The sequence below is a fragment of the Martinezella lusitana genome (genome assembly GCF_014207095.1).
In the GTDB taxonomy this organism is placed as follows: Bacteria; Pseudomonadota; Alphaproteobacteria; order Rhizobiales; family Rhizobiaceae; genus Rhizobium; species Rhizobium lusitanum_B.
On the sequence record NZ_JACHBG010000005.1, the window covers coordinates 129,850 to 141,792 of the forward strand.

At 60.4% G+C, this 11,943-nt stretch carries 11 protein-coding genes; 6 read left to right on the forward strand and 5 right to left on the reverse strand.

What is annotated here, in order from left to right; genetic code table 11:
• The first annotated feature begins 93 nt into the window (after positions 1 to 93).
• Together GGD46_RS13310 and hutC are read left to right on the forward strand one after the other, a co-directional pair.
• Positions 94 to 1,437, forward strand: a complete 1,344-nt coding sequence (locus tag GGD46_RS13310; RefSeq protein WP_184704526.1) for a formimidoylglutamate deiminase — start codon at positions 94 to 96, stop codon at positions 1,435 to 1,437.
• A 79-nt stretch (positions 1,438 to 1,516) separates the two neighbouring features.
• Positions 1,517 to 2,236 (forward strand): histidine utilization repressor, encoded by a 720-nt coding sequence (gene hutC, locus GGD46_RS13315; protein ID WP_184705023.1) that lies wholly within the window; start codon positions 1,517 to 1,519, stop codon positions 2,234 to 2,236.
• A gap of 130 nt (positions 2,237 to 2,366) precedes the next feature.
• Here hutC and GGD46_RS13320 read toward each other — a convergent pair whose 3' ends face one another.
• Positions 2,367 to 2,522 (reverse strand): hypothetical protein, encoded by a 156-nt coding sequence (locus tag GGD46_RS13320; protein WP_184705049.1) that lies wholly within the window; start codon positions 2,520 to 2,522, stop codon positions 2,367 to 2,369.
• A gap of 67 nt (positions 2,523 to 2,589) precedes the next feature.
• Positions 2,590 to 2,784 carry a hypothetical protein gene (locus GGD46_RS13325; RefSeq protein WP_184704528.1) on the reverse strand — a complete coding sequence of 65 codons (195 nt, stop codon included), beginning with the start codon at positions 2,782 to 2,784 and terminating at the stop codon, positions 2,590 to 2,592.
• A gap of 56 nt (positions 2,785 to 2,840) precedes the next feature.
• Between GGD46_RS13325 and GGD46_RS13330 the strand changes: the two genes are divergently transcribed.
• On the forward strand, positions 2,841 to 3,458 hold the full coding sequence (locus GGD46_RS13330) for a hypothetical protein (protein WP_184704530.1): 618 nt from the start codon (positions 2,841 to 2,843) through the stop codon (positions 3,456 to 3,458).
• A gap of 111 nt (positions 3,459 to 3,569) precedes the next feature.
• On the opposite strand, the gene GGD46_RS13335 is transcribed toward GGD46_RS13330, so the two are convergent.
• Positions 3,570 to 6,728 (reverse strand): efflux RND transporter permease subunit, encoded by a 3,159-nt coding sequence (locus GGD46_RS13335; RefSeq protein WP_184704532.1) that lies wholly within the window; start codon positions 6,726 to 6,728, stop codon positions 3,570 to 3,572.
• Positions 6,728 to 7,897 carry an efflux RND transporter periplasmic adaptor subunit gene (locus GGD46_RS13340; RefSeq protein ID WP_184704534.1) on the reverse strand — a complete coding sequence of 390 codons (1,170 nt, stop codon included), beginning with the start codon at positions 7,895 to 7,897 and terminating at the stop codon, positions 6,728 to 6,730. The genes GGD46_RS13335 and GGD46_RS13340 overlap by 1 nt, the downstream gene beginning before the upstream one ends.
• Before the next feature lie 197 nt (positions 7,898 to 8,094).
• Here GGD46_RS13340 and GGD46_RS13345 point away from each other — a divergent pair, with 197 nt between their 5' ends.
• A complete protein-coding gene (locus GGD46_RS13345) occupies positions 8,095 to 8,709 on the forward strand; it encodes a TetR family transcriptional regulator (RefSeq protein ID WP_184704536.1) in 615 nt (204 codons plus the stop codon).
• A gap of 8 nt (positions 8,710 to 8,717) precedes the next feature.
• Here GGD46_RS13345 and GGD46_RS13350 read toward each other — a convergent pair whose 3' ends face one another.
• The gene (locus GGD46_RS13350; RefSeq protein ID WP_184704538.1) at positions 8,718 to 9,188 is read right to left on the reverse strand and encodes an Lrp/AsnC family transcriptional regulator; all 471 of its coding nucleotides are present in this window, start codon (positions 9,186 to 9,188) and stop codon (positions 8,718 to 8,720) included.
• Positions 9,189 to 9,336: 148 nt separating this feature from the next.
• On the opposite strand from GGD46_RS13350, the gene GGD46_RS13355 reads away from it, so the two are divergent.
• Both GGD46_RS13355 and GGD46_RS13360 read left to right on the forward strand, forming a co-directional pair.
• On the forward strand, positions 9,337 to 10,086 hold the full coding sequence (locus GGD46_RS13355; protein ID WP_184704540.1) for a tryptophan 2,3-dioxygenase family protein: 750 nt from the start codon (positions 9,337 to 9,339) through the stop codon (positions 10,084 to 10,086).
• 436 nt (positions 10,087 to 10,522) lie between these two features.
• Positions 10,523 to 11,872, forward strand: coding sequence for an Nramp family divalent metal transporter (locus GGD46_RS13360; RefSeq protein WP_409527682.1), 1,350 nt, complete (start codon positions 10,523 to 10,525; stop codon positions 11,870 to 11,872).
• Positions 11,873 to 11,943: the final 71 nt, after the last annotated feature.

Here is an 11,943-nt window from a genome sequence, read left to right on the forward strand (position 1 = left end):
CGCCTTTCCTCGTTGGCTCATAATGTATATACATATTAAAAAGGCTGACAAGAGGGATTTTGGACTCTGTGTCCGAAAGGAAAGGGTGAGACCATGGCGATACTTCATGCACGCTCGGCACTGCTTGGCGACGGATGGCACGAAAATGTGCGGATTACCCTCGAAGGCGGTCGCATCACCGACATCGCCAAGAGCGTCGAGCCCAAGGCCGGTGACGACAGGCAGGATATTCTCGTGCCGGCGATGCCGAACCTGCATAGCCACGCCTTCCAGCGCGCCATGGCCGGCCTTGCCGAAGTGCGCGGTCCGACGAATGACAGCTTCTGGAGCTGGCGCACCGTCATGTATAAATTCGCACTGTCGATGACGCCCGATCACGTCGAGGCCGTCGCGGCACAGCTCTATATGGAAATGCTCGAAGCCGGTTTCTCCCGCGTCGGCGAGTTCCACTACCTGCATCATGACAAGGACGGCAGCCACTATGCCAATATCGCCGAACTGGCCGAGCGCATCGGCGCCGCCAGCGCCGAAACCGGCATTGCGTTGACGTTGCTGCCCGTCTTCTACGCCCATTCCGGCTTCGGAGGTGCAGCGCCCATCGAAGGCCAGCGTCGCTTCATCAACTCGCTCGAAAGCTTCGAAGCACTGATGGCCGGTTGCAAGACGGTGACGAGCCGTCTGCCTGGAGCCGAACTCGGCATTGCGCCGCATAGTCTGCGGGCAGTCACGCCCGAGGAACTGGCAAAGCTTATTCCCATAGCAGGCGATGGACCGATCCATATCCACGTGGCCGAGCAAGTGAAGGAAGTGGAAGACTGCATCGCCTGGTCGGGCGCGCGGCCGGTGCAATGGCTGCTCGATAACACCCCGATGAACGAGCGCTGGTGCCTGATCCATGCCACGCACATGACCGAGGATGAGACCCGGCGCATGGCAAAGAGCGGCGCAATCGCCGGTCTCTGCCCGATCACCGAGGCCAATCTCGGCGATGGCGTCTTCGCTGCGCCTCTCTTCATCGAGGAAGGCGGCCGTTACGGCATCGGGTCCGATTCCAATATCCTGATCTCCGTCCCGGAAGAACTGCGGCAGTTGGAATATTCGCAGCGCCTGGCGTTGCGTGCCCGCAACGTCATCGCCACGACAGGTGGTTCGACAGCCCGCAAGCTGTTCGACAGTGCTGTGGTCGGCGGCGGTGCCGCACTGAAAGCACCGGCCGGCCTTGCCGTCGGCAATTGCGCTGACATCGTCTCCCTCGACGCCAGCGCCGTGCCCTATCTTTCCGAAGACCGCGTTCTCGATCATTGGACTTTTGCCGGCGGCTTCAAGGTCGATGGCGTATGGGCTTTGGGCAAGAAGCAGGTCGAAGGCGGTCGGCATATCAAGAGAGAGGCAATTTCCGCGCGCTTCCATCAGGCAATGGCCGAGCTGATCGGTTAAGAAACTGCTTTTCCTGCCGCCGATTGGTCCTTAAATAACTCGCGGAAACCCGATGTCTTACACGGAAAACATGAGCGGCATGGCCACAAGCAAAGAGGCGACCCTGCATCAGCGCATCCTGAGCGATATCGAGGGCCAGATCGTCTCTGGCGCTTGGCCGCCGGGTCATCGCATTCCGTTCGAAATGGCGCTGGCCGAGCAGTATGATTGCTCGCGGATGACGGTGAACAAAGTCCTGACCCAGCTCGCCCGCGCGGGGCTGATCGAGCGGCGCAAGCGCTCGGGCAGCTTCGTTACGCATCCGCACGCGCAATCGGCCGTGCTGGAGATTCACGATATCAAGTCGGAAATCCAGTCGCTCAACCTGCCCTATTCGCATCGATTGATGAAGCTCGCCGAGCGGCGCGGCCGCGCGGAGGATGCCCGCCGGCTGCAATTTGCCGGCCCGGTCAACGTGCTGGAAATCAGCTGCATTCACTATGCCGGCGCGCGACCCTTCTGCCTGGAAGACCGCGTCATCAATCTCGATGCCGTGCCCGACGCCGCCAAAGCCGACTTTGCAACCCTGCCGCCCGGCCCATGGCTGCTCAATCAGGTGCCCTGGAGCACGGCCGAACACCAGATCCGCGCCATCTCCGCCGAGGGCGACGCGGCAGCAAGTCTCGATGTCGCCAAGGGTACGGCCTGTCTGGTGGTCGAACGACGCACCTGGAGTTCAGCCGGCCCGATCACCCATGTTCGCCTTACCTATCCCGGTGATCGCCACAGCCTGGTAGCCCGCTTTACGCCTTCGAGCTGATTGCTTTCAAACTGGCAGCGACATCGCCTAACGCATGCCGCGCAAAAGTGCGCGGCGGTTTTGCGACAACGACAAGCGTGAGATCAGAGACTTGAAGCGGAGGAGCAAATCCGAAAAATTGCGGCACGCTTTAGGGCCGCTGCTGTCCCGGCTCCGTGTGGATCGGGATGAGGCTCTCGGATTGACGAAGAGGCTGCGCCGGATCGACCAGCAGAATGCTGAGCGCAATCAACACCAGTGCCAGAATCAGAATAATCCCAATCAACAGCGGACGAATTGCGATCATTTCGTTCTCCAATCTCCCCAGCCCTGCACCATGGCGCGATAAGGGAATTCGAGACAATCCGCACATACTAACACGAAACATTAACGAGTGTTTTATGTTGTTGAACTTTTCTGCCCAGTCCGAATGTTTTGAGTTCCGAGAACAGGATAGCCGCCTCACGCTTGTTTGAATGGCGCGTCGCGATGGGGACGAATAGGTTTAGGCCGCTGGCGACACCAATCGCGAGGCTTAGACCGGAAATCCCGCCGGCAAGCTCGATCATCGCGACCGCCACACCCGAACCATAGCTTGACCGACAATTCAAGAGAGGCAATGCCTATGCATCGCAAACGTCTGATTACGGGCGCGCTGACGCTCACCATCGCAACACTTGCCGCCCTGCAAGGCGCCGTTGCCGCAACCGAGCGTGTAAAAGTGCGCGGCACAGTCGAAAGCCTCGACGGCGACACGCTGAAGGTCAAATCCCGCGACGGCAAGGACGTTACCGTCGCGCTGGAGGCAGGGTGGAGCGTCGGCGGTATCGTTCAGGCCGCCGTCAGCGACATCAAGCCCGGTGACTTCGTCGGCATCGCCTCGCAGCCGACCGATAGCGGCATCAATGGCGCCATCGAAGTCGTGATCTTTCCGGCCGCGATGAAGGGAACCGGTGAAGGCGACCGTCCCTGGGATTCGAAGCCCAACAGTTCCATGACCAACGCTACCGTTGCCAATGCCGTCACCTCAGTCAACGGCCCGACATTGACGCTCACCTACAAGGGCGGCGAGCGGAAGATCAACATTCCCACGGGCACACCCGTCGTGACGCTGACATCGGCGACCAAAGCTGACCTGAAACCCGGCGCCGGCGTCTTCATCACCGGGGAGCGAGCCGACGATTCCAAAGTCTCCGCCGAACGCGTCGCCGTCGGCCTCAACGGCACCGTGCCGCCGATGTGATCGGGCTCGCCGGTTCGACAGCCTGATCGGCATTCAAATGAAAACAGGCGGACCGCAATGCTGCGATCCGCCTGCTTTTTTCTTCATGGCTGGCGAATGTTCAGAACGCCATCACTCCGCCGCCTGCGCATGCTGGCGATGATCGACGACTTCGTCCTCGTCATCCTCATCCGGCTTCGGCTGTTTCCAGGCGATCAAGCGGTAGAACATCGGGATGAAGAAGGTGGCGATGAAGGTCGCCGCAAGCATCCCGCCGATGACGCCGGTGCCGATGGCATGACGGCTCGCCGAACCCGCGCCGCTGCTGATGGCAAGAGGCACGACGCCGAGAATGAAGGCGAGCGAGGTCATCACGATCGGGCGGAAGCGCAGCCGCGCCGCCTCGAGCGCAGCCTCGGCCGCACCCATGCCTTCCTTGCGTTTCAGCACCGCGAACTCGACGATCAGGATGGCGTTCTTTGCCGCCAGGCCGATCAGCGTCACCATACCGATCTGGAAGTAGACGTCGTTGGTCAGCCCGCGCAGATAGGTGGCAAGCAACGCACCGAACAGCGCGAAGGGGATCGCGGTGATGACGGCGAGCGGCAGGCTCCACTTTTCATACTGGGCAGCCAGGATCAGGAACACCATGATGATGCCGAAGACCATCGCCTGCGTACCCGCACCGCTGGTCTCCAGTTCCTGGTAGGCCGAGCCCGTCCAGGCGATCTGGAATCCTTCCGGCAAGCTTTCGGCCGCCACCTGCTGCATGGCCTTGATCGCATCGCCGGACGTATAGCCTGGCGCCGGATTGCCGGTGATCTTGGCGGCATTGAAGGCGTTGTAGCGTTCAAGCTGGTCCGGCCCGATGACGCGCGACACCTTGATCAGCGTGTCGAGCGGGATCATCTTGCCGCTGTCGGAGCGCACGAAGACCTGACGCAGATCCTCCGGCGATTCGCGGAAGGGTGCCTCCGACTGCAGGTTCACCTGGTAGTTACGGCCGTAGAGCGTGAAGTCGTTCACGTAGAGACTGCCGAAGGTCGCCTGCATGGCGTCGAAGACCGAGTTGATCGGCACGCCGAGCGCCTTGGCCTTCTCGCGGTCGAGATCGGCACGGAACTGCGGAACGTTGGTGTCGAGCGTCGTGCGCACACCTGCAAGCTCCGGCCGCTTGGAGGCTGCCGCCACCAGCTTCTGCGCCTGATCCGAAAGACCCGCAACGCCCTTGCCGCTGCGATCCTGAAGATAGACTTCGAAGCCGCCCGTGGTCGAAAGACCCATGATCGGCGGCGGATTGAAGGCGAGCACCATGGCATCCTTGATGCCCATATTGGCGCCGATGATCGGGCCTGCGAGATTGCGGGCATCGAGTTTCGGCGTCTTGCGCTCGCTCCAGTCCTTCAGCGTCACGAAGGCGACGCCGGCGCTGCTCTTCAGGCCACCCGACAGAAGGTCGAAGCCGGAAACCGCAAAAACGTTTTCGACGCCCGGCAGCTTCTTGGTGTTGACCAGAGCCTCGTCCATGACGGCCTGCGTGCGCGTCAGCGAAGCAGCGGGCGGCAGGATGGCGATCTGGAACAATGCGCCCTGGTCTTCATCCGGCACCAGCGATCCCGGAAGCGTGTAAAAGAGATAGCCGGTGACGCCGAGCAGGCCGGCAACCAGCACGCAGCCGATAATGACGCGCTTCAGGAAGAAGGCGACACCGGCCGCATAGCCTGCAGTCAACCGGTCGAAGGCGCGGTTGAAGATGCGGAACGGCAGGATCGGCTCATGATGGCCGGGCTTCAGGATCAGCGCGCAGAGTGCCGGCGTCAGCGTCAGCGCCACGATACCGGACAGGGTGACCGAGATCGCGATGGTGACGGCGAACTGCTTGTACATCTGGCCCGCCAGGCCGCCCATGAAGGAGACCGGGATGAACACGGCGCAGAGCACCAGCACGATGGCGATGACCGGACCAGTCACCTCGCCCATCGCCTTGATGGCAGCCTTTTTCGGCGACAGCTTCTCCGTCGCCATCAGTCGCTCGACGTTTTCGAGCACGACGATGGCGTCATCCACCACGATACCGATTGCCAGCACCAATCCGAACAACGTCAGAAGGTTGATCGAGAAGCCGAGCAGATACATGCCGGCAAATGTGCCGACGATGGAGATCGGAACGGCGATGATCGGGATCAGCGTCGCCCGCCAGTTCTGCAGGAAGACGAAGACGACGATGACGACGAGAAGGATCGCCTCGATGAGGGTGTGCACCACTTCCTCGATCGACACCTGGATGAACTTCGTCGTGTCGTAGGGAACCTCGTAGGCAACGCCGTGCGGGAACGACTTTTGCAACTCGTCGAGGCGCGACTTGAGTGCCGCCATCGTATTCAAGGCATTGGCGCCCGGCTGCAGGTAGACAGCGATCGGCACTGCCGGCGTGCCGTTGAGGCTGCTCTGTACCGAATAGCTCTTGGTGCCGAGTTCGATGCGCGCCACGTCCTTCAGCCTGAGCGTTGCCGCATTGGCCGTCGAACGCAGGATGATTTCACCGAAGGCGTCGACATCGGGCAGGCGCCCTTGCGTCGTCACCGTATAGGTGAAGGCCTGCGGATTGTTGCTTGGCTGATCGCCGAAGCGGCCGGCCGCAAACTGGGAGTTCTGCTCCCGGATTGCGGTCGCGACGTCGCTCGGCGTCAGATTGTACTGCGCCAGCTTGTCCGGTCGCAGCCAGACACGCATCGAGTAGTCGACATCGCCGAGAAGATTGACGTCGCCAATGCCGGGAATGCGCTTGAGATCGTCGATGACGTTCAGAAGCGCATAATTGCCGACATAGGTGCGGTCGTAGCGGCTATCGGTGGAATACATCGCCACGAAGCCGAGGATCGACGTCGAGCGCTTGGTGACCACGACGCCCAATCGCGTCACGTCCTGCGGCAGCGTCGAGACCGCACGCTGAACGCGGTTGTTGACGTTGATCGCCGCCTGGTCCGGATCCGTGCCCAGCGCGAAGGTCACGGTGATCTGCATCGCGCCGCTGTTGGAGTTCGTCGACTGCATGTAGAGCATGTTTTCGACGCCGTTGATCTGCTGCTCCAGCGGAGCGGCAACGGTCTGCGCGACCGTCTCGGCGCTGGCGCCGGGATAGGTGGCGGTGACCACCACCTGCGGCGGCGTCAGCTCGGGATATTGCGCGATCGGCAGGATGCGCAGGCAGACAGCGCCCGCCAGCAGGATGACGATCGAGATCACCGCCGCGAAAACCGGGCGGTCGATAAAGAATCGGTTACCTAGCATCAGTTCTGCACCACCTTTTTCGCGTCCTTGGGCGTAGCGTCCGCCGTCGCCTGCACCGGTGCGCCGGGGCGTACCTTAATGATGCCTTCGATGATCAGCTTGTCGCCAGCCTTGAGGCCTGACAGCACCAGCCAGCTGTTGCCGATCTTCTGACCGAGCGTTACCGGGTTGATGTGAGCTTTGCCCTCCTGGTCGATCGTATAGACGAACTGGCCTTGAGGGCTCTGCATCAGCGCCACTTCCGGGATGGTGATGGCGTTGTCGAGTGAAACGCCGGTCACCCGCGCACGAACGAACTGGCCGGGCAACAGCCGGCGGCTGGAATTGTCGACCACGGCGCGCGCCTGCAACGTCCCCGTCGACACGTCGATGGTGGAGGAAGTGAAGTCGACGGCGCCGTCATGATCGTAAGTCGTGCCGTCACCGAAGGAGATCTTGACGCCCAGGTTGGGCGCCTCTCCCTTGGCCTTCTTCATGTCGATCAGGCGGCGCACTTCCGCAGCCTCTGAATCCGAGAAGGAGAAGTTGACGTAGACGGGATCGAGTTGCGTGATGCTGGTGAGCAGGCCGCTATCGCCGGTCGTGCCGATCAAGCTGCCTTCGGAAACCTGCTCCAGGCTGGTAATGCCGCCAACGGGCGCCGTGACCTTGGTATAGTCGAGATTGAGCTGCGCCGTCTGAACCTGCGCCTGCGCTGCCGCAACTGCGGCTTCCGCCAGCTGACGCGTCGAAATCGCGTCGTCGCGAGCCTTCTGCGTCGCGGCGTTCTGCCCGAAGAGATTGATATTGCGCTTTTCTTCGCGCTGCGCCTGCTCAAGCTGAGCCTGTGCCTGCTGGAGCTGTGCCTTTGCCTGGGCAAGCGTGGCCTGGTAGGACGCCGGATCGATCAGGAAGAGCACGTCGCCGGCCTTCACCTCGGCGCCTTCGACAAAGTTCCTCTTCAACAGGATACCGCCGACACGAGCGCGCACATCGACTTGCCTAAAGGCAGAGATGCGGGCAGCATATTCATAGGAGAGCGCCACGGCCTGGGGCTTGACCTCGATAGCCGTCACCTGTGGCGGCGGCATCTGACCGGCTTGCTGCGCCAGGGAGGAAGTTGCGCCGAAAAAGAGCAGTCCGGCGGCAACGAGACCGTTGCGCAGAAGGGAGGATTTATACGTCGTCATGGAAAAATCACCGTGAGATTCGACATTTTTATTGCAGCGCAATATACAAACATTCATGAATGATTGTAAATATCAAATCGACGCGGCTTTTATGGCTCATATCCGGACCCCCCGTGGTTTCGGATATTGAGATGTAAAATCAGACATATGAGCGAGACGATATGCCCCACCGTCTCACAGAAACTTCGAGGAGGAGCATGCGAAGAACAAAAGAAGATGCTGCCAAGACCCGAGAGGAGGTCCTGGCGGCCGCCGCCGACATTTTCTATGAAAACGGTGTCAGCGGCTCCAGCCTCGAAAAGATCGCGCAACGCGCCGGCGTAACGCGCGGTGCGATCTATTGGCATTTCAAGGACAAGGCCGAGGTCCTGACGGCGCTGCACAGCGAAATCCGCCTGCCGCAGGAAACCATCGTTGACTATGCAATCGAGCATGGTCACGACGATCCGCTCGGGTTGATCGAGCAGGGCACGGTCCAGGTTCTGGAGAATCTCGCCAAGGACGAACATCTGCAGCAGGTCTTCGCCATCATGATTCTCGGCTGCGAGTTCACCAAACATCGCTCCGACGCCGCTCAGAGAATCGTCACCGCCAATCAGCAAATGTTCGGCAAGCTGGAGCGATTGATCGAGATGGCCGACCAAAAAAAGACGCTAGCGCCGCTATGGACGCCCGATGCTGCTGCCCGCGCTATTCAGTGTTCCATGAACGGTCTGCTTGCCGAATGGCTCCGCTCAAGCAAGTCTTTCCCTCTGGTCGATATAGGCGAGCGACTGATCCGCAGCCTGGTCGGCTCCATGCGGCTAAGGTGATCCAGCGGCTAGCCGCCCGCGTGCCGCATGGCCTCGGCCAGCGAGATGTCCGACTTGATCTCCCGCGTCGACATCGACGTCACGGTGTGCCGCACGCCGGGAAGTCTATTGAGTTCTTGCCGCAATAGCCGGTCGAGCGCCGCCATGTCGGTCGCCAGAATATGCAGGAGATAATCCGCCTCGCCCGTCGTCGCATGACAGCGCCAGATGAGCGGATGACGACGTACGGCGGCCTCAAAGGCATCGAAGCGCTCGACGTCGATCGACACCTGCACGAATGCCTCGAGGCCGAAGCCGAGCCGCGGCGGATCTAGAAGCGCCCTGTACCCTCTGATCACGCCTGCCTCCTCTAGCGCCTTCACCCGTTTCCAGCACGGCGTCTTGCTGAGCCCCACGAGATCGGCAAGCGCCGCAAACGAGATGCGGGCATCGGCCTCCAGCGCGGCAATGATCTTGTGATCGAGCGCATCCAACTCCATCGTTCTCTCCATTTTCCCTACAAGAGACGATCGTGCTCCCGTTCTGCAATTATGAATGACAAATAGGAACAATGTTCAAGGCAAATTGCTTATCCTTGGTAAAGGCAAACATGCTTGTCGGCCAAAGGCTGGAACAAAGGGAACGAAGATGCAGAAGCAAGACTATTACGCCCGCATCGAGGCGCCTGACATGCTCGACTACGGCGTCTATCTGCAATGCGACAAACTCCTCGCCTGTCAGAAGCCGTTGAACGGCATGGTCAACGGCGACGAACTGCAATTCCAGATCGTTCATCAGGTGGAAGAACTCTGGATGAAGCTGATGGCCTATTCGCTGGTCGATGTCATCGGCTTCATGGAAGAGCGCAACACCCACCGCGTCGTGACCCTGATGGGCCGCGTGCACAAGATCATGCGCATGATGACGACCCAGCTCGATCTTCTGGAAACCATGTCGCCGAAGGAATATCAGCAGATCCGCCTGCAGCTCGGCAACGGCAGCGGCCAGGAATCGCCGGGCTTCAAGTTCCTGCTGCGCATGCCGCCCGATCTCTGGCACGCCTTCAAGGCGAATTACCTCGATGCGCCCGGCCTGACGATAACAGATATCTATGATGGCAAATACGATCATGGCGACAGCTATGTCGTCGCCGAAGCGCTGGTGGAATATGACGAGCTGTTTCAAAAATTCCGCGCCAACCACATGTATCTGATCCAGCGTTCCATCGGGCTCGGCTCGAAATCCCTGAAGGGACGCCCGGTCGAGCTGCTGCAGGCAGGCGCCCGCCACCGCTTCTTCCCCGAACTCTGGGATATTCGCCACGAAATGACCGACAGTTGGGGCGGCCAATATGGCGTGGTGCGCGATTCCATTTCGAAGCACGACGCCGCCGAATAGGCACTGACCGGGTACAGCTTTCCGTTGCCTCGTTCGAGGTAACGGAAAGCTTCTGTTATATGGCGGCAACCCCGCCACCGGCGTCCGCGCGATAGGCGCGATGACGTCCTCAGGCGGTACCAACTCCTGCCAGCCGAGCTCATCGCCGCTCTCAGGCCACCACTCCCCCTGCCCATTCCAGCAGCATTCTCCCTTGATCGCAGCCGCGCATCGGGACGTTCACGTGTTCCCGTTCACCTCCGGTATCACCCGACGCAATCGAATGCGGAGATCCACGGAACGCCGTCATTCTCATCGCCAGGAAATGCGGCCAGCCCGGTGATTTTTCATTTAAAAAGCAAGAACCAAATAATATAGCATATTGCATAAATCTATTATCATGCGTAACTCTTTAGCCAGTTCACACATCGATTCTCCCGGAGACGTCATGACACCAATGCAGGAAGCCGCCGCGCAGGAACGCGCATGGAAATTCGCCGATGCCGGGGACAGCGTTCGCCCCAGCCTTCCTGAGGTCAACGCCACGATTAGAGTGCCGCATGGCGGCAGCTGGATACGGCGTCTGCTCGCCTTCATCGGACCGGGCTACATGATCTCCGTCGGCTATATGGATCCCGGCAATTGGGCGACGGACCTCGCGGGCGGCGCGCAGTTCGGCTACACGCTTCTTGCCGTCATCATGCTCTCCAACCTGATGGCGATCCTGTTGCAGGCGCTGTCGGCAAGGCTCGGCATCGTCACCGGCCGCGATCTCGCCCAGGCTTGCCGCGATCATTATCCGCGGCCGGTCAATCTGGCTCTCTGGTTTGTCTGCGAACTCGCGATCATCGCCTGTGACCTTGCCGAGGTCATCGGCACGGCGATCGCCCTGCAACTGCTCTTCGGAATTCCGCTGATAGCCGGCGCGCTCATCACCGCGCTCGACACCTTCCTGCTGCTGCTTTTGATGAACAAGGGCTTTCGCTATCTCGAAGCCTTCGTGATTGCGCTGCTGATCGTCATCGCCACCTGCTTTGCCGTGCAGATCGCCGCTGCCGCGCCGCCGGTCGCCGCCATTCTCGACGGCTTCATCCCTTCTCCTGAGATCGTCGCCAATCCCGCGATGCTCTACATCGCCATGGGCATCATCGGCGCGACCGTCATGCCGCATAACCTCTACCTGCATTCCTCGATCGTGCAGACCCGCGCCTACAAGCGCAACGACGAAGGCCGCCGCGACGCCATCAAATGGGCGACGATCGACAGCACTGTGGCGCTGATGCTGGCGCTCTTCGTCAACGCCGCGATCCTGATCGTTGCGGCCGCAGCCTTCCACAATAGCGGCCACTCCGATGTCGCCGAAATCGACCAGGCCTACGAGCTGCTTTCGCCGCTGCTCGGCCTCGGCATCGCCTCCACCCTCTTTGCGATCGCGCTACTCGCATCCGGCCTCAATTCGACCGTAACTGCGACGCTCGCGGGCCAGATTGTGATGGAAGGCTTCCTCCGCCTGCGCATTCCGCACTGGGCAAGACGACTTTTAACGCGCGGTCTTGCAATTATTCCGGTTGTATTTGTGACTGCAATTTACGGTGAAAAGGGCACGGCGAATCTACTCGTTCTCAGCCAGGTGATCTTGTCCATGCAACTGCCCTTCGCAGTCATTCCGCTCGTCCAGTTCGTGACGAATCGCGACAAAATGGGCAGTTTCGTCGTCTCCAGGGGCGTTGCAGTCCTCTCCTGGCTGGTTGCGGCAATCATCCTTGCGCTGAACTTCAAGCTGCTCTACGACACCATCTTCAGTTGACGAATCACTAGGAACGCGCGAATCTGGACCTGTGGACGATCACGGCAATTAACAGACTCGTAATATTTGCC